Raw genomic sequence first — 22287 nt, forward strand, 5'->3', positions numbered from 1 at the left:
GAGTTCTTCGAGTTCTTCCGTTCCCCAGACGACAGAACCGGTGGCTGCCGACGCCGGCGTAGAGCAGTAGGAGCGCACAGCAATGCGAACCGCACTCAAGGTCAAGGCAACTCTCAAGAGGGGCGCCCTCGTCGCCGCCTCCACCGCGCTGGCCGTGTCCGGCGTCCTGGCGGGCACCGGCTCCGCGCAGGCGGCCACCGGGCCCGGCGGCGCCACGAACATCCGGGGCGTGGACCCCGGCAACACCGACTCGATGATCGAGCGGCTCTGCGGCCAGAGGACGAGCCTGACGGGCGTGTACGGGGCCCTCAACGTCCGAACCGGCCAGTTCAAGACGCGCGACGAGTACCTGCGGGACGTCGTCGGCCTGTGGGTGCCGGCCGGTGACTGGGAGACCTTCCGCGGCTGGTGCGGCAACGCGCAGGCGTCGACGTGGTCCACCACGGGCGCCGCCGTCCGCACCTCCCCCTGGATCGGCAACCGGGGGTCCCAGGCCGACAAGGAGACGTTCGTCAGCAGCTACAGCACCAAGACGTTCGCGAAGAAGAGCGTCGGCGCGGAGATCAGCCTGTCCGTGGCCAAGAGCATCTTCTCCGGCAGCGCGGGCGGCAGCTTCTCGTACGAGTGGGGCTGGGAGAAGTCGTCGAGCTTCGAGCGCCGCAGCGAGAAGGCGATCCCGCCGTGCACGCAGATCGCCGTGACGTGGACGCCGTTCCAGCGCGTGGTCCGCGTCAACCCGATCTTCTACGTCGAGGACTACTCCTGGAACAAGGGCAACGGCGAGAAGACCGTGCACACCTGGCGCAACCGCTCCTACCGCACGATCTACTCGTACGGCTACTACATCGACGGCACCTCCGACAAGCTCCTGCCCAACGGCCAGCCCGACGGCCGCGAGGACAAGTGGGAGCAGAAGCTGGACCCGAAGACCTGCGCCAGGTGAGGCTGCCGCCCGCCCGCACGCCTCGTCGGTGACACAAAAGGTTCCCCGCGCCCCAAGAGGGCGCGGGGAACCTTTTGTGAGCGGCCCGCGGGACGGGTGGCTACTTGATGATCGTGATCCGGTCGGCGGCCGGGGGCGCGATCGGGCTGCTCGCCGAGGAGTTGGCCAGCAGGTACTGCTCAAGCGCGGCGAGGTCGTCCGCGCCGACCAGGTCGTTCGTGCCCTGACCCAGCGTCGGGTAGCCGTCGCCGCCGCCCGCGAGGAAGCTGTTGGTGGCGACGCGGTAGGTGGCGTTCGGGTCGATGGCGGCACCGTTGAGCTTGATGGTGCCGACGACGACGCGGTCGGCGCCGGCCTTCGTGAGGTCGAGCGTGTACGTCAGACCGGACGACGGCAGCAGCACCTTCGGCGCGGCGGCGTTCGAACCGCTGACCTGCTCCTTGAGGACCTGGATGATCTGGGCACCCGTGAAGTCCTGCAGGTTGACCGTGTTGGAGAACGGCTGGACGGTGAAGCCCTCGGCGTAGGTCACCACGCCGTCGCCCTCGGTGCCCTTGGCCGCGTAGGTGAGCGGCGCGCGCACACCACCGGGGTTCATCAGCGCGAGGTCGACCTCGGGGTCCAGCGTCTTGCCGTACCAGTACTGCGCGTCGGCGATGAGGTCACCCATCGGCGTCTCCGTGCCCACGTTGGCCACATCACCGGATATGTAGCCGATGGTGCGGTTGCCGATGGGGGCGGCGAGCGTGTTCCACCTGCTGATGAGGGCCGTCATGTCGGCGGCCTTCGGGACGGTCCGGGTGACCACGTGGTTCGCGGACTTCACGGCCGTACGGGCGATGTCGTTGGTCTGACGGTCGTACGTCAGCGTCGTGTCGGTGTAGAGACGGCCGAAGGACGCGGCCGAGGTGACCATGCGGGGCTGGCCCGCCGGGTCGTTGATGGTGCAGGCGTACGCGGCGTGCGTGTGCCCCGTGACGACGGCGTCGACCTTCGGGGTGATGTTCTTGGCGATGTCGACGATCGGACCCGAGATGCCGTCACCGGCACCGGGCGAGTCGCAGTCGTAGTTGTACGACTGCGAGGCGGGGAGACCACCCTCGTGGATCAGCGCGACGACCGACTTGACGCCCTGGCCCTCCAGCTCCTTGGCGTACTTGTTGATCGTCTCGACCTCGTCCTTGAACTTGAGGCCCTTGACGCCCTCGGCGGAGACGACACCGGGGGTGTCCTCCAGCGTCACACCGATGAAGCCGATCTTGACGCCGTTCTTCTTCCACACCCAGTAGGGCTTCAGGAGCGGCTTGCCGGTCTTCTCCTCGATGACGTTCGCCGCGAGGTACGGGAAGTCGGCGCCCTTGAACTTCTTGCCGTCGACGTAGCAGCCGTCGACCTTGTGGCAGCCGCCCTTCTGCAGACGGCGCAGCTCCTTGGGGCCCTCGTCGAACTCGTGGTTGCCGACGCTCGTGACGTCGAGTTCGAGCCCGTTCAGCGCCTCGATGGTGGGCTCGTCGTGGAAGAGGCCCGAGATCAACGGGGAGGCACCGACCATGTCACCCGCGGCGGCCGTGATCGAGAACTTGCTGTTGGCCTTGCGGGCGTCCCGCAGGTGCGTGGCCAGGTACTCGACACCACCGGCGTTGATCGTCGTGGTCGTACCGTCCTCGTGCAGCTCGGTCACCCGGCCCGAGGAGCCGGCCGGCGGCTCCAGGTTGCCGTGCAGGTCGTTGAACGACAGCAGCTGCACGTCCTGGTACCGCGGCTTGTTCTTGCCGGGCTTGTGCGACGGCGCCTCACCGGCGCTCGCCGGCATCGCGGCGGCCAGCGCCCCGACGGTCGCCAGGCCGGCCGCGGCGGCGAGGATCCGGTTGCGGCGGCCCCTGCGGCGCTGCGCTTGGGGTGTGGCTGACATATGCCCCCCTGGATTCGTGAGAAGTAAGGAAAACGTGAGAACAGGCCCCGTCGGCCCGAAGCGTAGGGTCAACGCGCGTAGCGCGACAGGGGGTTCATGGTTACGACCTGGTTGCCGTCAGGGAGGAGTACGAACGAAACGGCATGTATGGGGGCGCCGGAACCCCACTTCCGCGGCTTCGCGGCGGGACGCGGGCAGCCACATTCAAGCCGCGGCCGAGCCGCTGCCGCGCCGCCGCCACGCCGCCGCCACGCCGACTGCCGCGCGACAACGGGAAGCAACGGCGCTCGTGGGCACCCCCCTGGCCCACCCCGCGGTTAACCTCGAATCCATGACCAGCGACGACATCGCCCGGCCCGGCTCAGCCGCCCGCAGCATCGAGACCCGCCCGGACCTGACCGCCGCCCAGAAGGACGCCGTCCTCGCCCTGCTGGACGAGGCCGCCCAGGTGGACGGCCAGCAGGCGGTGTCCGAGCAGGGCCGCCTCCAACTCCGCGGCGGCCCCCGGGAAGGCGTACGCCACCTCCTCCTCAGCGTCGGCGAGGACCTGGTCGGTTACGCCCAGCTGGAGGACAACGACCCGGTCGAGGCACCCGCCGCCGAGCTGCTCGTCCACCCCTCCCACCGGGGCCACGGCCACGGCCGGGCCCTCGGCTCCGCCCTGCTGGCCGAGTCCGGCAAGCGTCTGCGTGTCTGGGCGCACGGCGGCCATTCCGCCGCCCGCCACCTCGCCCAGGTCCTCGGCCTCACCCTCTTCCGCGAACTGCGCCAGATGCGCCGCTCCCTGACCGACTTCGACCCCGCCGAGCCGGTCCTCCCCGAGGGTGTCACCGTCCGCGCCTTCGTCCCCGGCGAGGACGACGCGGCCTGGCTCGCCGCCAACGCGGAGGCCTTCGCCCACCACCCCGAACAGGGCTCCCTCACCCAACGCGACCTCGACGACCGCAAGGCCGAACCCTGGTTCGACCCGGCGGGCTTCTTCCTGGCCGAGCGGCACGGCGAGGGCGGCACCGAACTGGTCGGCTTCCACTGGACCAAGGCACACGCCGCCGAACAGCTCGGCGAGGTCTACGTCGTCGGCGTCCGCCCCGGCGCCCAGGGCGGCGGCCTCGGCAAGGCCCTCACCACGATCGGCCTGCGCCACCTCGCCGCCCAGGGCCTGCCCACCGCGATGCTCTACGTCGACGCCGACAACAAGGCGGCGGTGACCGTGTACGAGCGGCTGGGCTTCGTGACGTACGAGACGGACCTGATGTACCGCAGCGAAACCTGACGTATCCCGACGGACCCGATGTACCGCATCGGATCCTGACACACCCGGAGTTCTCCACAGGCTGGGGGCGGTGTTGTTGACATCGCCCCCTCTCTTGCACCACCCTTTCACTACTCAATTAGTGAAAGGGTGGTTGTCGAGTGGTCGAGTACCGCATCGACCGGCGCAGCGGTGTCGCCACCTACGTGCAGATCGTCCAGCAGACCAAACAGGCCCTGCGGCTGGGCCTGTTGGAGCCCGGCGACAAGCTCCCCACGGCCCGTGAGGTCGTGGAGGCCACGGCCATCAACCCGAACACGGTGCTGAAGGCCTACCGCGAGCTGGAGCGCGAGGGTCTGGTCGAGGCCCGCCGCGGCCTCGGCACGTTCGTACGGAAGTCCCTGGGCAGCGCCCCGGCCGACTCCCCGCTGCGGGCCGAGCTGGACGCCTGGGCGGTACGGGCCCGGGAGGCCGGGCTCGAACGGGACGACGTGGCGGCCCACTTCACCTCCGTACTGGACGAACAGTTCACCAAGGACCGGCAGGACCGGCAGGACCGCCACGACCGGCGAGACCAGAAGGATCAGGGGGACGACGTATGACGGGGACCGCTATGGAGGCGGCCGCGCTCGGCAAGAAGTTCGGGTGGCGGCAGGGGGGCTGGGCGCTGCGCGACTGCACGCTGCGGCTGCCGAGGGGACGGGTGTGCGCGGTCGTCGGACCGAACGGCGCGGGCAAGTCGACGCTCCTGGCCCACGCGGCCGGGCTGCTCCGCCCCACCGAGGGCGCCGTCAGCGTGCTGGGCACGACCCCGGCCGCGGCCCGCGAGCGCATCGCGTACGTCGCCCAGCACAAGCCCCTGTATCCGCAGCTCACCGTCGGCGAGACCCTGCAAGTGGGCCACGAGCTGAACCCCGGGCGCTGGGACGCGGCCGTCGCCGGGCGGGTGGTGGACGAGGGCGGGCTGGACCGGGATGCCAAGATCCGCTCCCTCTCCGGCGGCCAGCGCACCCGGGTCGCGCTCGCCCTCGCGCTCGGCAAGCGGCCCGAACTGCTGCTCCTGGACGAGCCGATGGCCGACCTCGACCCGCTCGCCCGGCACCAGCTGATGGGCACCCTGCTCGCGGACGCCGCCGAGCACGGCACCACGGTTGTCATGTCCTCGCACGTGGTGGCCGAACTGGAGGGCTCCTGCGACCACCTGTTCCTGCTCGGCGCGGGGCGCGTCCGGCTCGCGGGCCCGCTGGAGGAGATCCTCGCCGCGCACACCCTGGTCACCGGCCCGGCCGGCGACCTCGCCCCGCACACCGTCGTCGAGTCCCGCACGACGGGACGTCAGCTCACCGCGCTCATCCGCCCGCAGGGCCCCGTCGGCCCCGGCTGGCAGAGCGCCGAGCCGACCCTGGAGGAGCTGGTCCTCGCCCACCTGAGGGCGCCTCAGGCGCCGGCACTCACGCTCGACGAGCCTTCCGAGACCCGGGAGACGGCCGTATGAGCACCACGACCACCGAGACCGTCGGAACCGCCCGCGCGGAGCGGCCGAACCCGTCCCCGGCCATGACCCCCGTCCGCGGTCTCGTCCGGGCCACGTTCCGTGTGCACCGGTCTGCGCTCTGGTTCTGGGGGCTGCTGGTGATCCTCGTCGGCGGCGGGCTCCTGTGGGCCGCCGGACCGGGGATCGACGCCGCCTGGACCGAGTACGTCAGGAGGGGCTGCACGCCGACCGGCCTCTGCGTGACAGGCCCCGCGTACTCCCGCTACGGGACGCCCGTCAACCTGGGCTCCACGGTCCTCACCGTCGCCCCCGCCCTGATCGGTGCCTGGGCGGGCGGCGCCCTGATCGCCCGTGAGCTGGAGAGCGGCACGGCGCATCTGGCCTGGACCCAGTCCGTCACCCCGGCCCGCTGGCTCGCCGCCAAGCTGGCGCTCCCGGCCGCCGTGATCGTCTCGGGGACGGGCCTGCTGACCCTGCTGAACCGGCTGGTGTGGTCGCGGGAGGAGCGGCTGCGACAGGCGCTGGGGGCGAGGGACTGGTGGGAGTTCTCCACCTTCACCGGTCACGGCACGGTCGCCACGGCGTACGCCCTGCTGGGTCTGGCGGTCGGTGTTCTCGCGGGCCTGCTGATCCGCCGCTCGCTTCCCGCGCTCGGCGTCGGCCTCGCCGGAACGGCCGCCCTCGCGGCCGTCCTCCAGTCCAACCGCCACCTGCTGTGGCCCACCGCGAGCCACGTCTCCACGTCACCGAACCGGAACTGGACGGGCGAGCTGGTCGACCGCGGCTTCGTCACCAGCACGGGCGAGCGCGTCTCGGACCTGACGTGCGAGGGCACATCCTGCGACCAGGACGGCGCCGTCGCCTTCTACGCCGACTACCACCCCTCCTCCCACTTCTGGCCCCTCCAGCTCGTCGAGACCGGCATCATCCTCGCCGTCACCACCGTGCTGGTCTGGGCCGCCTTCCGCCTGCTGCGCCGCCGTACGGGAGGAGCCGTATGAGCACGACGACCGTCACCGCACCCGGCGAGACACCCACCCCCCGCGGCGGCCTGACCTGGACCGTGTGGCGCCTGCACCGCCCGGCGCTGCTGGTCTGGAGCGCGTACGTGCTGCTCATGGTCGGGTGGATGCTCTGGCTGCACTACGTCACCGGTGCGGAGGTACGCGCCGAGGAGGCTGCCTGCCGGAAGGTGGAGGGCGGCTGCATCGACCTCGAATCGAGCTTCGGCTACTCCCTGGGCATGAGCTGGGTCGATGCCCTGATCGCCTACTCCTCCTACGCCGTGGCCGCCTGGGCCGGGGCTTCACTGACCGGCCGTGAGCTGGAGCGGGGCACGGCCCAGCTGGCCTGGACCCAGTCCGTCACCCCGGTCCGGTGGCTCACCGTCAAGCTCGCGGTGCCCGCCGTCGCGCTGACCGCCGGCATCACGGTCCTGGTGCTGGTCTACCGCTGGGCCTGGTCCTCGGACCGGGGCCTGCGCGGCGACGAGTGGTACTACACCGACCCCTTCCTCAACCGCGGCCCCGCGGTCCTGGCGTACGCCCTGTGCGCACTGGCCGTCGGCGCCCTGGCGGGCCTCGCCCTCAGGCGGGCGCTGCCCGCGCTGGCCGTGGCCTTCGGCTTCATGGTCGCGTTCCACGCGTGGCTCGACGTGCGGTACGACGAACTGTGGCCCTCGACGACCCTCACCGGCACCGACGCCAGCCGGCTGCCGATGACGGCGGACCAGTTGCAGCTGGGCGCGATCACCGCCTCCGGTGCCCGCGTCGAAGACCTCACCTGCTTCGACGCCGATGCCGACATCGACTACACCCGGTGCATGAGCGGGAAGGGCTTCACCGATCTGTACGCCGAGGTGCACCCGGCCTCCCACTTCTGGCCCCTGCACCTCATGATGACCGGCGTCATCCTGGCCGTCGCCGTCCTCGCCACCGCCGCCGCCTTCTGGCTGCTGCGCCGCCGCACCACCCGCTGACGGCCTGCGGCCACCACGAACGGGCACGCCCCTCCTACGGGGGGAGGGGCGTGCCGACGGCGTACGGAAGGTGAACGGCGCGCGACAGCGAAACGGCGTGCGCCGGGGCCCGGCGCAGGTCCGCGCGGAACCGGGGGGCCTCCCCGCGCTATCCCGCACGTAAGGTCTCCGTAACCGGCGATTAAGACGGTCTTGCGACGCTTCCGCAATGAACCCCGTCGTGCCCGAGCCCTCGCCTCCCCCACGCAACGGCCCAAGCAACGGGAAGAGCGCGGGGAACGGCCCCCGTGCGACCGCGCCCGTCGCCCCGGACCACGCCACCGGTGTCGTCGGCGTGGTCGACGTCGTCGCCCGTATCGACGCCGACATCGCCGAGAACGACGCCGCGAACGCCTCCGCGCCCCTCCCCGCACTCCCACCGGCCCTGTCCGACGCGCCTGTGATGCTCGCGGCGCGGAAGAATGGTGCCATGAGCCAGTCCAACGCCCAGGCAGACCAGGTCCAGCACGCACAGCCGACCGTCGGCTCCATAACGGGCCACCGCCCGCACACGGTGTCGGCCGCCGTCTCCGACCTGGAACCCGACATCGACGCCGACCTCGACGGATACGAGGAGGAGGACCACGGCGGCGAAAGGCTGCCGCAGGGCCGCTTCCTCGACCGGGAGCGCAGCTGGCTCGCCTTCAACGAACGCGTCCTGGAACTGGCCGAGGACCCGAACACCCCCCTCCTCGAACGGGCGAACTTCCTGGCGATCTTCGCCAGCAACCTGGACGAGTTCTTCATGGTCCGCGTGGCCGGCCTGAAGCGCCGTATCGCCACCGGCGTGGCCACCCGCTCCGCCTCCGGCCTGCAGCCCCGCGAGGTGCTGGAGATGATCTGGGCCCGCTCCCGCGAGCTGATGGCCCGGCACGCCGCCTGCTTCCACGAGGACGTCGCCCCGGCGCTGGCCGAGGAGGGCGTGCACCTGGTCCGCTGGAGCGAGCTGGCGGAGAAGGAGCAGGCCCGTCTCTTCACGCTCTTCCGCCACCAGATCTTCCCGGTCCTCACGCCGCTGGCCGTCGACCCGGCGCACCCCTTCCCGTACATCTCGGGTCTCTCCCTGAACCTGGCCGTACGGGTGCAGAACCCGGTCACCGGCACCTCGCACTTCGCCCGGGTCAAGGTGCCGCCGCTGCTGTCCCGTTTCCTGGAGGCCTCCCCGGGCCGGTTCGTCCCCCTGGAGGACGTGATCGGCGCCCATCTGGAGGAGCTGTTCCCGGGCATGGAGGTGCTGGAGCACCACGCCTTCCGGGTCACCCGCAACGAGGACCTGGAGGTCGAGGAGGACGACGCCGAGAACCTCCTCCAGGCCCTGGAGAAGGAGCTGATGCGGCGCCGCTTCGGGCCGCCGGTGCGCCTGGAGGTCGAGGAGAACATCAACCAGGAGGTCCTGGACCTGCTGGTGCGCGAGCTGAAGATCAAGGAGTCCGAGGTCTACCCGCTGACCGGGCCCCTGGACCTCACCGGCCTCTTCCGCATCGCCTCCCTGGACCGGCCCGAGCTGAAGTACCGCAAGTTCGTCGCCGGCGTCCACCGCGACCTGGCCGAGGTCGAGTCGGCGTCCGCGCCCGACATATTCGCCGCGCTGCGCAGCCGGGACGTGCTGCTGCACCACCCCTACGACTCCTTCTCCACGTCGGTGCAGGCGTTCCTGGAGCAGGCGGCCGAGGACCCGGACGTCCTCGCGATCAAGCAGACCCTGTACCGGACGTCCGGCGACTCCCCCATAGTCAACGCGCTCATCGACGCCGCCGAGGCCGGCAAGCAGGTCCTCGTCCTGGTGGAGATCAAGGCGCGCTTCGACGAACACGCCAACATCAAGTGGGCCCGCAAGCTGGAGGAGGCCGGCTGCCACGTCGTCTACGGCCTGGTCGGTCTGAAGACCCACTGCAAGCTGTCCCTGGTGGTCCGCCAGGAGGGCGACACCCTCCGCCGCTACAGCCACGTCGGCACGGGCAACTACCACCCCAAGACGGCACGGCTCTACGAGGACCTGGGCGTGCTCACGTCCGACCCGCAGGTCGGCGCGGACCTCTCCGACCTCTTCAACCGGCTCTCCGGCTACTCGCGCCGCGAGACCTACCGCCGCCTGCTCGTCGCGCCCAAGTCCCTGCGCGACGGCCTGATCGCCCGCGTCAACAAGGAGGTCCAGCACCACCGTGCCGGACGTCCCGCCTACGTCCGCATCAAGGTCAACTCGATCGTGGACGAGGCCCTCATCGACGCCCTGTACCGGGCCTCGCAGGCGGGTGTGCCGGTCGACGTGTGGGTGCGCGGCATATGTGCCATCCGGCCCGGCGTCCCGGGCCTGTCGGAGAACGTCCGGGTGCGCTCCGTCCTCGGCCGCTTCCTCGAACACTCGCGGGTCTTCGGCTTCGGCAACGGCGGCGAGCCCGAGGTGTGGTTCGGCAGCGCCGACATGATGCACCGCAACCTCGACCGCCGGATCGAGGCTCTGATCCGGATCACCGACCCCGGCCACCGGGCGGCCCTCAACCGCCTGCTGGAGACCGGCATGTCCGACCTGACCTCCTCCTGGCACCTCGGCCCCGACGGCGAGTGGACCCGGCACTCGTACGACGCGGACGGCCAGCCCCTGCGCAACGTCCAGGAGATGCTCATTGACGCCCGGAGGCGCCGGCGTGGCACAGCAACACCTTGACCCCACCAAGGACCCCACGGTCGTGCCCGCGGACGCCGTCGCCGACTATCTGCGGGCACAGGCCACGGAGTTCCTCCGCGCGCTGCGCACCCACCGCGAGACCGGTGGGGGCGCGGCGGCGGGTGCCGAGGAGTCCACCGACGCGGCGCTCGCCCTGCGCCGCTCGGCCCGCCGCATCAGCGGCACGCTGCACACCTTCCGCCCGCTCCTCGACACGGACTGGTCGGAGTCGCTCCGCCCCGAGCTGGCCTGGCTGGCCGGCACACTGGGCCGCGAACACGCCTACGCGGCCCGCCTGGACCGCCTGGTGACCGCCCTCAACCGCCTCTCGGGAGCGACCCCGTTCCCGGCCCAGCAGGCGATGCCCGGCCGCTCGGCGGGCGGCCTCTCCGCCACCGCCCCCGCGGGCGCCCGCTCGGCCACCGCCGCCGCGGCGCGCCCCACTGCTTCCGTCGGCACCCGCCCCGCGGCGAACCCGGACCGCGGCAACCTGACCGTCGGCGCGGCGAAGGCCGGCGCCCTCCTGGACCGCCAGCTCACCCTCGCCCGCACCCGGGCCCACTCCGCCGCCCTCCAGGCCCTCGGCTCCAGCCGCTTCCACGCCGTCGCCGACAACGTCGCCGTGCTCGCCAGCGAGGTCCCGCTCACCCCCGCCGCCCCGACCGCGGACCTGCGCCCCCTCGCCGCCGCCGCCCACGACCGCCTGCGCGACGCGGTCACCGGCCTGCCCCTGCACACGGCCGGCCACCCGTACAACGCCGAGGCCCTCATCCACGGCCTCTCCGCGGACACCGCGCCCCACCCGCAGGACGCCCCCTGGCACCAGGTACGGCTCCTGCTCCGCCTCCACCGCTACGCCCTGGAGGTCCTGTACCCCGAGGCCGTCCCCGTCGACGTACGCCTCCTCGCGGCAGGCGAGGCCCTCAACCGCCACCGCGACGCCTCCGAGGCGGCCTCGGCCGCGGCCGCCGCCGCCCGCACCCCCCGTATCGCCCCGGCCACGGCCTACGCCCTCGGCGTCCTGCACGCCGACCAGCGCCACGAGGTGGAGGCCTCCCGGTTCACGTTCCAGCAGTCCTGGCAGAAGGAAGCGGTGAGCACGTCGTGACCGAGAACAGCGACCCCGTCATCCAGGCCGCCGGCTGCGTCCTGTGGCGCCGCTCGCCCGAGGCCGGAGACCTGCGGATCTGCCTGGTCCACCGGCCCAAGTACGACGACTGGTCGCACCCCAAGGGGAAGTTGAAGCGCGACGAGGACGCCCTCACCGGCGCACTGCGCGAGGTCGAGGAGGAGACAGGCCACCGCTGCGCGCCCGGCCCCCGGTTGCCCACGGCCCACTACGTCGTCAACGGCCGGGCCAAGAAGGTGAGTTACTGGGCCGCCGAGGCGACCGGCGGTCACTTCACGCCCAGTGACGAGGTGGACCGGATCCTCTGGCTGGACCCGGCCGCCGCCCGCGACCGCCTCACCCAGCCCCGCGACCGGGAACTGGTGGACGAGTTCCTGACGACCCTGCGCCACGCCTAGGACTTTTCCGGCGGGCCCTGCCCCTCACACCCCGCTCGCCGTGTGCCCCTCCGCGTCGGTCCGGGCCAGACTCCGGGCCCGCCGGGCCGGTCCGCGCCAGCCGCAACTGCATCTCGCCACACAGAACCGGCCCTGTTCGACGGTGACGGTGCGGTGCTGCGGGGGTATCGGCTCGTCCTGATGCGCCACACCGACAACGTTACCCAGGGCAGGCGACCGCGATCCCTTCCGCCCCCGGCCCGCCCGAGCCGCCCGGAGCCCCCGCTCCTCGCCCCGCGTCCTCCCGCGTGACGGCCACCCCGACCTGTCGTTATCCGAACGAGCAGGAGACCCGGTTCGGACCCGGCCAGGGGGTTGGCAGGCGATGGTGACGCGGCGGCACAACAGAACGGGCGCGGCACTCGTCGCGGCGGGACTCCTCGTCGGCGCGACCGGTGTGACGGGCTGCCAGGGCGGCCCCGACGACGACTCCCTCCCCTCCGACCCGGTGGAACTGCTGCGCCGCGCCGCCCCCGCCCTCGTCCGCGCGGGCAGCTCCAAGGCCCGTACGGAGATGGAGATGGCCACCGGCGGCACCCGCGTGACCATCCACGGCGACGGTGTCTACGATTTCGGCAGACGGCTCGGCAGGCTGAAGGTGCTGCTCCCGCACGATCCCGCGGGCCGCAGCGAGCACCGCCCGATCACCGAACTCCTCGCCCCCGGCGCCCTGTTCATGAAGAACCGGGGCGCGGGCGTGCCCGCCGACAAATGGGTCCGCGTCGACACGGGCACCCTCTCCGACGGCAATCTGGTCACCGGCGGCGCCACCGACCCCTTCGCCGCGGCCGAGGTGCTGCGCGGGACGCGTACGGCCAGGCTCGTCGGCGAGAGCGAGGTGGACGGCACCCGGGTCCGGCACTACCGCGGCACCGCCGACCTCACCACCGCCTCCCGCGTGGCCTCGGAGGGCAACCGTGCCCCGCTGCGCGCCGCCGCCCGGGGCTTCGCCACCGCCCGGGTGCCCTTCGACGCCTACCTCGACGACGAGGGCCGTATCCGGAAGGTCCGCCACCGCTTCAGCTTCGTCAACGGCGCCCGGCAGGGCACGATCGCCGTCGCCTCCACCACCCTGCTGTACGACTTCGGCGTCCCCGTCGCCGTACGGCTGCCGAAACCCGAGGACATCTACGCCGGGAAGATCGCGGAGGAGTAGCGCGGAGTACGGGTCGCGGGGAGTACGAGTAGCGGAGAGTACGGGGCCGGAAATGGTCCGTTGGTGCCATGCGCGGGCCGTGCGCCGCTGCCTACCCTAGGAGTCGGTGGCGGCTGAGAAGAGGTGATGCGCGTGGCTCCGGCAGGCGGTACGGCGGTTCAGGACCACGTGGCCCTCGCCGAGATCGAGCTCTGCGGCGACCTCATCATCGCGGCCTCGACCACCGACGGCGACCGCCTCAGCCCCGACCGCATCGACGAGGTCCTGCGCGTCTGGGAAGAGCGCGCCCACGAGGACGGACCGCCCCGGTAGCGGACGGCCGCGCGCGCCTCGTCACCCGGCGGCTCGGCCCCGGCCACCGCACCCGGTGGCCGAAAAGCACCCCCGCGCGACAGGCCTCCGGCGCTCAGGTCCGCAGCAGCCGCCCGATCGCCTTCGTGGCCTCCTCCACCTTCGCGTCGATCTCGGCTCCGCCCTTGAGGGCGGCGTCGGCCACGCAGTGCCGCAGGTGTTCCTCCAGCAGCTGGAGCGCGAAGGACTGCAGGGCCTTGGTGGAGGCGGAGACCTGGGTCAGTATGTCGATGCAGTAGACGTCCTCGTCGACCATCCGCTGGAGCCCACGGATCTGCCCCTCGATGCGCCTCAGACGCTTGAGGTGTTCGTCTTTCTGCTGGTGGTACCCATGGATTCCACGGTCGTGGTCGGTCACGACACCCTGCTCCACGCCGTCTACGGCCGAGGGCGCTCCCGCGCCGGCCCCTGTGGTCGTCATCGCAGCCTCCAGACATATACCCCTACCGGGTATATGGTAGCGAACTTTGGCGGGTATACGCCCTGCGGGCGGCCCCCGTGCGAGCCGATTGGCCTGATGGGCGACACTGGGGGACGGCCCATTAGCCGTGGCCGGATGATGCGCCTAGCATCAGCCTGACCGAAACCCATGCATACCGAGGACCCCACGTGCGCTTTCGTCTGACCCCCAGGGAGACGAGCTTCTATGACATGTTCGCCGCATCCGCGGACAACATCGTCACGGGCTCGAAGCTCCTCATGGAACTGCTCGGGGCGGACACCGCCGGCCGGGCCGAGATCGCAGAGCGTATGCGGGCCGCCGAACACGCCGGTGACGACGCCACACACGCGATCTTCCACCAGCTGAACTCCTCGTTCATCACGCCCTTCGACCGCGAGGACATCTACAACCTCGCGTCCTCCCTCGACGACATCATGGACTTCATGGAGGAGGCCGTCGACCTGGTCGTCCTCTACAACGTCGAGGATCTGCCCAAGGGCGTCGAGCAGCAGATCGAGGTACTGGCGCGGGCGGCCGAGCTGACCGCCGAGGCCATGCCGAACCTGCGGACCATGGCCAACCTCACCGAGTACTGGATCGAGGTCAACCGCCTGGAGAACCAGGCCGACCAGATCCACCGCAAGCTGCTGGCCATGCTCTTCAACGGCAAGTACGAAGCCATCGAAGTGCTGAAACTCAAGCAGATCGTGGATGTGCTGGAGGAGGCGGCGGACGCGTTCGAGCACGTGGCGAACACGGTGGAGACCATCGCCGTCAAGGAGTCCTGAACCCTTCATGGACACCCTTGCTCTGGTCGTGACCATCGGGGTCGCGCTCTTCTTCACGTACACCAACGGCTTCCACGACTCCGCGAACGCGATCGCGACCTCGGTGTCGACCCGCGCGCTGACGCCCCGCGCGGCCCTCGCCATGGCCGCGGTGATGAACCTCGTCGGCGCGTTCCTCGGCAGCGGGGTCGCCAAGACGGTCAGCGAGGGCCTGATCTCCACGCCCGAGGGCTCCAAGGGGATGGGCATCCTCTTCGCGGCGCTGGTCGGCGCGATCACCTGGAACCTCGTGACCTGGTACTTCGGGCTCCCGTCGTCCTCCTCCCACGCCTTGTTCGGTGGCATGGTGGGCGCGGCGCTCGCGGGCGGTACGACCGTCTACTGGTCCGGGGTGCTGGAGAAGGTCGTCATCCCGATGTTCATCTCACCGGTGGTCGGCCTGGTCGTCGGCTACCTGGTGATGACGGCGATCATGTGGATCTTCCGCCGCGCCAACCCGCACAAGGCCAAGCGCGGTTTCCGTATAGCCCAGACCGTGTCGGCGGCCGGCATGGCCCTCGGCCACGGTCTGCAGGACGCCCAGAAGACGATGGGCATCGTCGTGATGGCGCTGGTCATCGCGGACGTCGAGGACTACGGCGATCCCATCCCGGTCTGGGTCAAGATCGTCTGCGCGGTCATGCTCTCCCTCGGCACCTACGCGGGCGGCTGGCGCATCATGCGCACCCTGGGCCGCAAGATCATCGAACTCGACCCGCCGCAGGGCTTCGCCGCCGAGACGACCGGCGCGTCGATCATGTTCATCACGGCCTTCATCTTCAAGGCCCCCATCTCCACGACCCACATCATCACCTCGGCGATCATGGGTGTCGGCGCGACCAAGCGCGTCAACGCCGTCCGCTGGGGCGTGGCCAAGAACATCATCCTCGGCTGGTTCATCACGATGCCGGCCGCGGCCCTGGTCGCCGCCGCGAGCTTCTGGATCGTGAACCTGGCGGTCCTCTAGCGGCCGCGGGCACCCTGAAACGGCGGAGGGCCCGCCCCCGGTCTCCCGGGGGCGGGCCCTTCACCTACCTCGCGGCGGCACCGCCATGCAGCACCGCGAGGGGTCTTCGCGGACGGCGGCCTAGCCGAAGCGCCCGGAGATGTAGTCCTCCGTGGCCTGCACGGACGGGTTGGAGAAGATGCGCTCCGTGTCGTCGATCTCGATCAGCTTGCCGGGCTGCCCGACGGCCGCGAGGTTGAAGAACGCCGTACGGTCCGAGACACGCGCCGCCTGCTGCATGTTGTGCGTCACGATGACGATCGTGAAGCGCTCCTTCAGCTCACCGATGAGGTCCTCGATGGCGAGCGTCGAGATCGGGTCGAGCGCGGAGCACGGCTCGTCCATGAGCAGCACCTTCGGCTCGACCGCGATCGCGCGGGCGATGCACAGCCGCTGCTGCTGGCCACCGGACAGACCGGAACCCGGCTTGTTCAGGCGGTCCTTGACCTCGTTCCAGAGGTTCGCGCCCTTGAGGGACTTCTCGACGATCTCGTCCAGCTCGGACTTCTTCTTGCCGCCGACCAGCTTCAGGCCCGCCGCCACGTTGTCGTAGATCGACATCGTGGGGAACGGGTTCGGACGCTGGAAGACCATGCCGACCTCACGGCGTACGGAGACCGGGTCGACCCCGGTGCCGTACAGGTTCTCGTCGTCGAGCATGACCTTGCCCTCGACCCGGCCGCCCGGCGTGACCTCGTGCATCCGGTTCAGGGTGCGCAGGAACGTGGACTTGCCGCAGCCGGAGGGGCCGATGAAGGCCGTCACCGTGCGGGGCTCGATGGCCATCGAGATGTCCTCGATGGCCCGGAACGAGCTGTAGTAGGCGTTGAGGCCGCTGACGTCGATTCGCTTGGCCATGGAGATCACTGCTTCTTTCGCGGGGGAACTGGTCGCTGTATGGCCGCGTCAGCGACCGGCCGCGCGGCGGAGCCGCACGTTGTCCTCGTCATCGTGGGGCCTTCCAACGGGCGATGCCGCGGGCCGCCAGGTTCAGGATCATGATGAAGGCGATCAGCGTCAGCGACGCCGCCCAGGCGCGGTCGTACGCCGCTCCGGAACCGCCGCTCTGCTGGAACTGCAGATAGATGTACATCGGCAGCGAGGCCTGCGGGTCGGTGAAGGGGTTCGCGTTGATGTAGTTCGAACCCCACACCAGCAGCAGGACCGGAGCGGTCTCACCGGCGATACGGGCGACCGCGAGCATCACACCTGTCGTGATACCACCGATGGCGGTCGGCAGCACGATTTTGAGGATGGTGCGCCACTTCGGCACGCCCAGCGCCAGCGAGGCCTCGCGCAGCTCGTTCGGGACGAGCTTGAGCATCTCCTCGGTGGAGCGGACGACGACCGGCAGCATCAGGATGGTCAGCGCCATCGCGCCGGCGAATCCGGAGGGGCCCATGCCCAGGATCAGGATCCAGGTACTGAGGATGAACAGACCCGCGACGATCGACGGGATGCCCGTCATGACGTCGACGAAGAAGGTGACGGCCTTGGCGAGCCTGCCCCGGCCGTACTCGACCAGGTAGATCGCGGTCAGCACACCGATCGGCACGGAGATGACGGCGGCGATGCCCACCTGCTCCAGGGTGCCGAGGATGGCGTGGTAGATACCGCCGCCGGGCTCGGTGGTGGAGACCACGCCCATCGAGTGGGTGAGGAAGTAGACGTCGAGGACCTTCACACCGCGGCTGATGGTCTCCCAGATGAGGGAGACCAGCGGGATCACCGCGAGCAGGAACGCCACCCAGACGAGGCTGGTCGCGACCCGGTCCTTGGCCTGGCGTTTGCCCTCGACGCGCGCGGCGATGCCGTACGAGCCGAGGACGAAGAGGACGCCGGCGATCAGGGCCCACTGGATGGAGCTTTCGAGGCCGGCCACGGCGCTGATGCCGAGGCCCAGGGCGACCGAGCCGGCGGCGACCGCCCACGCGAACCACTTGGGCAGGGACGCGGCACGCAGCGTGCTCGGGCCCTTCGGGGTGAGAGTTGCGTTGCTCATGCGTTGGCCCCCGAGAACTCCTTGCGGCGGGCGATGATCAGCCGGGCCGCGCCGTTGACCAGCAGGGTGATGACGAACAGGACCAGACCGGAGGCGATCAGGGCGTCCCGGCCCATCTCGGTGGCCTCACTGAACTTGCTGGCGATGTTCTGGGCGAAGGTGCCGCCGCCCGGGTCGAGCAGGCTGAGGTTGATCTCGAAGCTGGACGACAGGACCATCGCCACGGCCATGGTCTCGCCGAGCGCGCGGCCGAGACCGAGCATGGAGGCCGAGATGACACCGGAGCGCCCGAAGGGCAGCACCGCCATGCGGATGACCTCCCAGCGGGTGGCGCCGAGGGCCAGGGCGGCCTCCTCGTGCATCCGCGGGACCTGACGGAAGACCTCACGGCTCACGTTGGTGATGATCGGCAGGATCATGATCGCGAGCAGGATGCCCACGGTGAGCATCGAACGGGGGGCGCCGCCCTGCCATTCGAGGACGCCGGTCCAGCCGAGGTAGTCGTTCAGCCAGCCGTAGAGCCCGTCGAGCTGCGGTACGAGGACCAGGATGCCCCAGAGGCCGTACACGATGGACGGCACGGCGGCGAGCAGGTCGATCACGTAGGCGATGGGACCGCCGAGCCTGCGCGGGGCGTAGTGCGTGATGAAGAGGGCGATGCCGACCGCGACCGGGACCGCGATGGCCATCGCGATGACCGACGAGACGATGGTGCCGAAGGCCAGGACCGCGATGCCGAAGACCGGCGGGACCGCGGTGGGGTTCCACTCGAAGGTGGTGAAGAAGTTGGCCTCGTCCTTGCCGATCGCGAGCGCGGCACGGTAGCTGAGGAACACGGCGATGGCCGCCATGAGCACCAGCAGGAAGATGCCGGACCCCCGGGACAGGCCGAGGAAGACCCGGTCACCGAGGCGGGTCACGCCGCGTTCGACGCGCTTTTCCTCGCGGGCCTCGGAAGGCGGTGGGGTGGGGGGAGCGGGGGTGTCTTTGGTCGATATGTCCATCAGGTTCTCCGGTCTGCGGAGCCGGCGCCGGAAGGACGGCGGCTCGGGGCGGAGCCGTCCGCGGTGGCGGGAGACTCCTGGCGGCGGTGCACCGGACGGTGCGGCCCAGTCCCGGTCGGGGCTGGGCCGCACTCAGGTCAGCTCAGTTCCGAGATGGTCGTACGGACCTTGGTGATGATCTCCTCGGGCATCGGGGCGTACCCGGCCTCGGAGAGCAGCGCCTGGCCGTCCTCGGACGCGACGTAGGTGAGGAAGGACTTCGTGGCGGGCAGGGTGTCCGCCTTGTTGCCCTTGTCGCAGACGATCTCGTACGTGACGAGGGTGATCGGGTAGGCGCCCTCGGCGGTGGGCTTGTAGTTCAGCTTCAGCGCGAGGTCCTTGCCCGTGCCGACGACCTGGGCCTCGGAGATGGCCTTGGTGGCGTTCTCGACGGTCGCCTTGACCGGCTCGGCGGCCTCGGTCTTGACGTCGACCGTGCTGATGCCGTCCTTGGCGTAGGAGAGCTCCATGTAGGAGATCGCGCCCTTGGTCTCCTTCACGCCCTGCGCGACACCGGAGGAGCCCTGAGCGGACTGGCCGCCCTTGGCCTGCCAGGCCTTGCCGCCCTCGTACTTCCAGCTGTCGGGGGCCGCGGCGATCAGGTACTTGGTGAAGTTGTCCGTGGTGCCGGACTCGTCCGAGCGGTGGAAGGCCTGGATCTTGAGGTCGGGCAGCTCGGCGTCGGGGTTGAGCGCCTTGATGGCCTTGTCGTTCCAGTTGGTGATCTTGCTGTCGAAGATCAGGGCGAGGGTCTTGGCGTCCAGGATCAGGCTGTCGACACCCGGAACGTTGTAACCGACGGCGATCGGACCGCCGACCATCGGCAGGTCGATGCCCTGACCGCCCTTGCAGATCTCCTTGGAGGCCGTGACCTCTTCGGGCTTCAGCGCCGAGTCGGAGCCCGCGAAGGCGACCTGGCCCTGGGTGAACGCGGTGATGCCCGCACCCGAGCCGCTGCCCTTGTAGTTGATGACGACGTCCTTGCAGACGCTCTGGTACTGCTTCACCCAGGCGTCGATCGCGTTCTTCTGCGCGGAGGAGCCGTCGGCCAGCAGCTGGCCCTTGGCGTCGCCGCAGTCGATGCTGCCGGCGGCCGGCGTCTTCGCGCCGGTGTCGCCGCTCGCGCCACCGGTGGTGTCGTCGGACCCACACGCGGTGAGGGTCAGAGCGCCGGTGAGGGCGACAGCACCGAGAGAAAGGGCGCGCAGCCGGTTCTTGCGCTGAAGCTTCACTTTCGGGAGTTCCTTCCAGGAGCCGCCGTCCACATGGCGGCGTGCGAAGTCGTCGTATCAGCCTCGGGGCCTGCCTGGCGGATGCCGTCGGTCCCTCGAACTGCTGTCGTCACGGGTCGTGGGGCCGCATTTCGGTCCACATCCCGCACCGGGTAAGGCCGAAATTAGGCAGATCAGGTGAAGCCGCCAATGGCCGGAAGTGAACGGCGAGTGAACCCCTGCCGAAAGTGCGGTGAGGTCACGGAACGCTCACGGGAAGAGCACGTGGAGATTCCGATACGGCGATCCCCGACCGCGCACCTCACGGACCTCAAGCGTGGCACACGGCCTCACCCCTCTCGTTCTGCATAACGCTCCGCTCACATTCAACTACAGAGAGGAACAATCCCCAGTCCGGCCCCTCTCTACGCCCCTCCAGGACCCCGGCCCGGCCACCAGGGGCCGCGGGGCACGCAGAATCGGGGGTCATAGGGGCCACGGCCCCGAGGTCGGGACGGACAAGGGAGCCGGAGGGAGCCTGAGGGGAGAGGGAGGGGAGACGGAGGGGAGAGGGAGGAGAATCCGGGAACCCCGCTCCCACCAACCCCGTCTCGTTCCACGACCCACCACGCGGTGCACCGGGAGACGCACATGGAACGACGCATGTTCATCGGCGGCGGCGCGGCCGCGCTCACCACCCTGACGGCCTCCGCCTGCACGGGCACCGACCCCGGCCCCGCCACCCGCGCCACGGACACCTCCCTGCGCACGACCACGACCACCGGCACGGGCATCGCGTCCCGGGCCTCCGCCGCCAACTGGGCCGCTCTCGCCCGCGACCTCGACGGCCCCCTCGTCCGCCCCGGCGACAAGGCCTGGTCGACGGCCCGGCAGCTCTACAACACCCGCTTCGACACCCTGAAGCCCACCGCCGTCGCCTACGTCGCCCACGCCGACGACATCCGTACGACCCTCGCCTACGCCAGGGCCCACGACATCAACGTGTCGATACGCAACGGCGGCCACTCCTACGCGGGCTGGTCCTCCGGCAACGGCCGCCTGGTCGTGGACGTGTCGAAGCTGAACAAGGTCCGCGCCTCCGGCGGCGAGGCGGTGGTGGGGGCGGGCTCGAAGCTCATCGACGTCTACCGCGCCCTGGCCGCGAAGGGTGTGACCATCCCCGCCGGCTCCTGCCCGACCGTGGGCGTCTCCGGCCTGACCCTCGGCGGCGGCCACGGGGTGACCTCCCGCGCCTACGGCCTGACCTGCGACAGCCTCACCCAGGCCACGCTGATCACGGCCGACGGCAAGCAACTGACCGCGAACGCCACCACCAACAAGGACCTCTTCTGGGCCCTACGAGGCGCGGGCAACGGCAACTTCGGCGTGGTCACCGAACTGCGCTTCAGGACCCACCCCGCCCCCCAGGGCGTCACCGCCTACCTCACCTGGCCGTGGTCCAAGGCCGCCGCCGTGGTGAAGGCCTGGCAGGAGTGGGGCCCGACGCAGGCCGACGAGATCTGGTCCTCCTGCCACCTGGAGAACGGGGGCAGCCCGTCCGTCGCGGTCGCCGCCTTCTCCCTCGGCACCTACGGCGACCTGGAGAACGCCCTAGACCGTCTCGCCGACCGCGTGGGCACCCCGGCCCGCAGCGTCTCCCTGCGGCGCCGCTCGTACGAGGACGCCATGGAGGGCTACGCGGGCTGCGGCTCCTTCTCCACCGACGCCAAGTGCCACCTGCCCGGCTCGACCCCGGGCCGCTCCCCCCAGGGCGCGCTGGGCCGCGAGACGTACGCGGCGCGCTCGGACTTCTTCGACCGCTCGATCTCCTCGGCGGGCATCCAGACCCTGCTGACCCAGATCACGGGCGTGAAGGGCGGAGCCGGCAGCATCGCCCTGACCGCCCTCGGCGGCCAGGTCAACCGCGTCTCCCCCACGGCCACGGCCTTCGTCCACCGCCGCTCCCGGATGCTGGCCCAGTACCTCGCCTCCTGGAAGAGCGGCACCTCCGGCACGACGGCCCAGTCCTGGCTCACCACGGCACACAAGTCCATGACCCGCCACGCCTCGGGCGCCGCCTACCAGAACTACACCGACCCCACCCTCACCAACTGGAGGAAGGCCTACTACGGCGACGCGGCCCCCCGCCTGACCACCCTGAAGAAGAAGTACGACCCGAACCGCTTCTTCACGTTCCCGCAGGCCCTGTAGGCCCCCGTGAGGAGGGCCCCGTAAGGGGCGCGGGGAACTGCGCGACAAGCCCCCACGAACCCGCACCCGCCGAACAAGCGACCCCCCGAGCTACTAGATGAATGAGTCCAAGGGGCTTTCGTCACGGTCAGTGGTCGTAGGCGATCAGTGACCGTTTGACCGGCTGCCCGGTGCGGTCGTTGTACCAG

Annotated in this window: 20 protein-coding genes; 14 read left to right on the forward strand and 6 right to left on the reverse strand. The window is 70.5% G+C overall.

The window, feature by feature from the left end; translation table 11 throughout:
* The first annotated feature begins 82 nt into the window (after positions 1–82).
* Positions 83–943 carry a hypothetical protein gene (locus tag ACWCRJ_RS12045; RefSeq protein WP_450939161.1) on the forward strand — a complete coding sequence of 287 codons (861 nt, stop codon included), beginning with the start codon at positions 83–85 and terminating at the stop codon, positions 941–943.
* 100 nt (positions 944–1043) lie between these two features.
* On the opposite strand, the gene ACWCRJ_RS12050 is transcribed toward ACWCRJ_RS12045, so the two are convergent.
* Positions 1044–2855 (reverse strand): bifunctional metallophosphatase/5'-nucleotidase, encoded by a 1812-nt coding sequence (locus ACWCRJ_RS12050; protein WP_450939162.1) that lies wholly within the window; start codon positions 2853–2855, stop codon positions 1044–1046.
* Positions 2856–3186: 331 nt separating this feature from the next.
* On the opposite strand from ACWCRJ_RS12050, the gene mshD reads away from it, so the two are divergent.
* The 10 genes from mshD to ACWCRJ_RS12100 all read left to right on the forward strand — a co-directional run bounded on the left by mshD (position 3187) and on the right by ACWCRJ_RS12100 (position 13318).
* A complete protein-coding gene (mshD, locus tag ACWCRJ_RS12055) occupies positions 3187–4128 on the forward strand; it encodes a mycothiol synthase (RefSeq protein WP_450939163.1) in 942 nt (313 codons plus the stop codon).
* Between the two features lie 140 nt (positions 4129–4268).
* A complete protein-coding gene (locus ACWCRJ_RS12060; RefSeq protein ID WP_450939164.1) occupies positions 4269–4709 on the forward strand; it encodes a GntR family transcriptional regulator in 441 nt (146 codons plus the stop codon).
* Positions 4706–5602 carry an ABC transporter ATP-binding protein gene (locus ACWCRJ_RS12065; RefSeq protein WP_450939165.1) on the forward strand — a complete coding sequence of 299 codons (897 nt, stop codon included), beginning with the start codon at positions 4706–4708 and terminating at the stop codon, positions 5600–5602. The genes ACWCRJ_RS12060 and ACWCRJ_RS12065 overlap by 4 nt, the downstream gene beginning before the upstream one ends.
* A complete protein-coding gene (locus tag ACWCRJ_RS12070; RefSeq protein WP_450939166.1) occupies positions 5599–6603 on the forward strand; it encodes an ABC transporter permease in 1005 nt (334 codons plus the stop codon). The genes ACWCRJ_RS12065 and ACWCRJ_RS12070 overlap by 4 nt, the downstream gene beginning before the upstream one ends.
* Positions 6600–7580, forward strand: a complete 981-nt coding sequence (locus ACWCRJ_RS12075; RefSeq protein WP_450939167.1) for an ABC transporter permease — start codon at positions 6600–6602, stop codon at positions 7578–7580. The genes ACWCRJ_RS12070 and ACWCRJ_RS12075 overlap by 4 nt, the downstream gene beginning before the upstream one ends.
* Positions 7581–8049: 469 nt before the next feature.
* The gene (locus ACWCRJ_RS12080) at positions 8050–10284 is read left to right on the forward strand and encodes an RNA degradosome polyphosphate kinase (protein WP_046913238.1); all 2235 of its coding nucleotides are present in this window, start codon (positions 8050–8052) and stop codon (positions 10282–10284) included.
* Positions 10265–11392 (forward strand): CHAD domain-containing protein, encoded by a 1128-nt coding sequence (locus tag ACWCRJ_RS12085; RefSeq protein ID WP_450939168.1) that lies wholly within the window; start codon positions 10265–10267, stop codon positions 11390–11392. The genes ACWCRJ_RS12080 and ACWCRJ_RS12085 overlap by 20 nt, the downstream gene beginning before the upstream one ends.
* Positions 11389–11811, forward strand: coding sequence for an NUDIX hydrolase (locus tag ACWCRJ_RS12090; protein ID WP_450939169.1), 423 nt, complete (start codon positions 11389–11391; stop codon positions 11809–11811). Before ACWCRJ_RS12085 ends, ACWCRJ_RS12090 begins: the two co-directional genes overlap by 4 nt.
* A 364-nt stretch (positions 11812–12175) precedes the next feature.
* Positions 12176–13006, forward strand: coding sequence for a hypothetical protein (locus ACWCRJ_RS12095; RefSeq protein ID WP_450939170.1), 831 nt, complete (start codon positions 12176–12178; stop codon positions 13004–13006).
* Positions 13007–13132: 126 nt separating this feature from the next.
* Positions 13133–13318 (forward strand): hypothetical protein, encoded by a 186-nt coding sequence (locus tag ACWCRJ_RS12100; protein ID WP_020115737.1) that lies wholly within the window; start codon positions 13133–13135, stop codon positions 13316–13318.
* A 94-nt stretch (positions 13319–13412) separates the two neighbouring features.
* Here ACWCRJ_RS12100 and ACWCRJ_RS12105 read toward each other — a convergent pair whose 3' ends face one another.
* Entirely contained in the window at positions 13413–13778 is a 366-nt protein-coding gene (locus ACWCRJ_RS12105) for a metal-sensitive transcriptional regulator (RefSeq protein WP_319365613.1), read from the reverse strand.
* A 188-nt stretch (positions 13779–13966) separates the two neighbouring features.
* Here ACWCRJ_RS12105 and ACWCRJ_RS12110 point away from each other — a divergent pair, with 188 nt between their 5' ends.
* Positions 13967–14587 carry a DUF47 domain-containing protein gene (locus tag ACWCRJ_RS12110; protein ID WP_013002574.1) on the forward strand — a complete coding sequence of 207 codons (621 nt, stop codon included), beginning with the start codon at positions 13967–13969 and terminating at the stop codon, positions 14585–14587.
* Between the two features lie 7 nt (positions 14588–14594).
* Positions 14595–15593, forward strand: coding sequence for an anion permease (locus ACWCRJ_RS12115; RefSeq protein WP_450939171.1), 999 nt, complete (start codon positions 14595–14597; stop codon positions 15591–15593).
* Positions 15594–15713: 120 nt separating this feature from the next.
* Here ACWCRJ_RS12115 and pstB read toward each other — a convergent pair whose 3' ends face one another.
* From pstB to pstS, 4 genes are all read right to left on the reverse strand, one after another.
* Entirely contained in the window at positions 15714–16490 is a 777-nt protein-coding gene (pstB, locus tag ACWCRJ_RS12120) for a phosphate ABC transporter ATP-binding protein PstB (RefSeq protein ID WP_028797089.1), read from the reverse strand.
* Between the two features lie 88 nt (positions 16491–16578).
* On the reverse strand, positions 16579–17634 hold the full coding sequence (gene pstA / locus ACWCRJ_RS12125; RefSeq protein WP_450939172.1) for a phosphate ABC transporter permease PstA: 1056 nt from the start codon (positions 17632–17634) through the stop codon (positions 16579–16581).
* Positions 17631–18638: a phosphate ABC transporter permease subunit PstC gene (gene pstC, locus ACWCRJ_RS12130; RefSeq protein WP_450939173.1), complete on the reverse strand. Its 1008-nt coding sequence runs from the start codon at positions 18636–18638 to the stop codon at positions 17631–17633. The genes pstA and pstC overlap by 4 nt, the downstream gene beginning before the upstream one ends.
* Before the next feature lie 137 nt (positions 18639–18775).
* A complete protein-coding gene (pstS, locus tag ACWCRJ_RS12135) occupies positions 18776–19909 on the reverse strand; it encodes a phosphate ABC transporter substrate-binding protein PstS (protein WP_450939174.1) in 1134 nt (377 codons plus the stop codon).
* Between the two features lie 630 nt (positions 19910–20539).
* On the opposite strand from pstS, the gene ACWCRJ_RS12140 reads away from it, so the two are divergent.
* Positions 20540–22099 carry an FAD-binding oxidoreductase gene (locus ACWCRJ_RS12140; RefSeq protein ID WP_450939175.1) on the forward strand — a complete coding sequence of 520 codons (1560 nt, stop codon included), beginning with the start codon at positions 20540–20542 and terminating at the stop codon, positions 22097–22099.
* Positions 22100–22287: the final 188 nt, after the last annotated feature.

The organism is Streptomyces sp. NPDC002324 (assembly GCF_053593335.1).

What these genes read in the sequence shown, in the direction of transcription:
- ACWCRJ_RS12045 (WP_450939161.1), top strand. Translation starts at nt 83, where the DNA reads ATGCGAACCGCACTCAAGGTCAAGGCAACTCTCAAGAGGGGCGCCCTC.
- ACWCRJ_RS12050 (WP_450939162.1), bottom strand. Translation starts at nt 2,855, where the DNA reads ATGTCAGCCACACCCCAAGCGCAGCGCCGCAGGGGCCGCCGCAACCGG.
- mshD (WP_450939163.1), top strand. Translation starts at nt 3,187, where the DNA reads ATGACCAGCGACGACATCGCCCGGCCCGGCTCAGCCGCCCGCAGCATC.
- ACWCRJ_RS12065 (WP_450939165.1), top strand. Translation starts at nt 4,706, where the DNA reads ATGACGGGGACCGCTATGGAGGCGGCCGCGCTCGGCAAGAAGTTCGGG.
- ACWCRJ_RS12070 (WP_450939166.1), top strand. Translation starts at nt 5,599, where the DNA reads ATGAGCACCACGACCACCGAGACCGTCGGAACCGCCCGCGCGGAGCGG.
- ACWCRJ_RS12075 (WP_450939167.1), top strand. Translation starts at nt 6,600, where the DNA reads ATGAGCACGACGACCGTCACCGCACCCGGCGAGACACCCACCCCCCGC.
- ACWCRJ_RS12080 (WP_046913238.1), top strand. Translation starts at nt 8,050, where the DNA reads ATGAGCCAGTCCAACGCCCAGGCAGACCAGGTCCAGCACGCACAGCCG.
- ACWCRJ_RS12095 (WP_450939170.1), top strand. Translation starts at nt 12,176, where the DNA reads ATGGTGACGCGGCGGCACAACAGAACGGGCGCGGCACTCGTCGCGGCG.
- ACWCRJ_RS12100 (WP_020115737.1), top strand. Translation starts at nt 13,133, where the DNA reads ATGCGCGTGGCTCCGGCAGGCGGTACGGCGGTTCAGGACCACGTGGCC.
- ACWCRJ_RS12105 (WP_319365613.1), bottom strand. Translation starts at nt 13,778, where the DNA reads ATGACGACCACAGGGGCCGGCGCGGGAGCGCCCTCGGCCGTAGACGGC.
- ACWCRJ_RS12115 (WP_450939171.1), top strand. Translation starts at nt 14,595, where the DNA reads ATGGACACCCTTGCTCTGGTCGTGACCATCGGGGTCGCGCTCTTCTTC.
- pstB (WP_028797089.1), bottom strand. Translation starts at nt 16,490, where the DNA reads ATGGCCAAGCGAATCGACGTCAGCGGCCTCAACGCCTACTACAGCTCG.
- pstA (WP_450939172.1), bottom strand. Translation starts at nt 17,634, where the DNA reads ATGAGCAACGCAACTCTCACCCCGAAGGGCCCGAGCACGCTGCGTGCC.
- pstC (WP_450939173.1), bottom strand. Translation starts at nt 18,638, where the DNA reads ATGGACATATCGACCAAAGACACCCCCGCTCCCCCCACCCCACCGCCT.
- ACWCRJ_RS12140 (WP_450939175.1), top strand. Translation starts at nt 20,540, where the DNA reads ATGGAACGACGCATGTTCATCGGCGGCGGCGCGGCCGCGCTCACCACC.